Raw genomic sequence first — 1,075 nt, forward strand, 5'->3', positions numbered from 1 at the left:
TGATAACCGCCAAATAGATTGGTACGCCTGCTCAAGTGATAAAGTGCGCCAATAGTAAAACTTTTTGCTTTACGGCTTTCTAAAATATCAGTGTTATTAGCATGGGTCATACCACCTTGAGCGATCAAAGTAGCATTCCCCCATCTGTATTGGCCACCAGCATACCAAATATCACCATTTCCACCAGGGTTCATAGCAGTATTACATTGCCTGGTAGTCACTTCGCCTATAGCACCTAGAGCAGCTGCATCTGAACATGTCGCAGCACCTATCGCATTGCTGATATAGTCATATTGACCTTGAAGTTGAAAATTTTTGTAAGACCAAACCCCGCCGATTCGTCCTACTTCCTCGGTTTTTAAATTAACTGCTGTTATTCTCTTCTGTGCAGAACTTACATTATCCCTGGAGTAGCCGCCAAACACCTCTAGTTTATGGTCTTGAATCTCCATAGCATATTTGGCGGCAACCTGTATATCCCATTCCCCATTTTCACCCCCTGTATTTCCAATATTATTACCTTCTCCACCAAGAGCGCCACCTAAATGGGCTTCAAGCCTACTCGCATCACCAGGCATTAATAAAACGGCAAAGGAGAAACCATTAAAGTCCGCAGAAGTAAAACGTACCACACTGTTTACCGCAGAATATGACCCTGAACCAAGGCCGTTGGCACTAGCGATCATAGTCCCACCGCTACCCGTGGCTTGAAGAGTGGTATAAACAAATGGATCTATTGTCCAGCCCCCAGCAAAATCAGCAAATGGAGAGTGGGTACGGCCAAATTTCAAAGTGCCAAATGAATCCTTGGATATCCCAACAAACATTTCTCGATTACCTACTGGCCCACCGTTTGTATTAAAACCAAAATCAATCATCGTGAGTATTCTAAATCCATTTCCTAGATCTTCGAATGACCGAATGCCCCATGAAGAGAAAAAAGTTGGATCATTAACTGTTGTTTGAGTAGAGAAGCCTTCAATATTGATACCGCTATATTCGGTTTGAATTCGGCCAACTATCGACACATTTGTTCCAAATGCGGATTTAATGATACTAGAGGCAAGTAAGCCAG

At 43.0% G+C, this 1,075-nt stretch carries 1 protein-coding gene; it reads right to left on the minus strand.

What is annotated here, in order from left to right:
* Positions 1-1,028: porin (locus BM283_RS17805; protein ID WP_175492230.1), on the minus strand; the 1,028-nt coding region annotated here is incomplete at its 3' end.
* Positions 1,029-1,075 lie beyond the last annotated feature (47 nt).

The organism is Nitrosomonas sp. Nm34 (assembly GCF_900113925.1).
Taxonomy (GTDB): domain Bacteria; phylum Pseudomonadota; class Gammaproteobacteria; order Burkholderiales; family Nitrosomonadaceae; genus Nitrosomonas.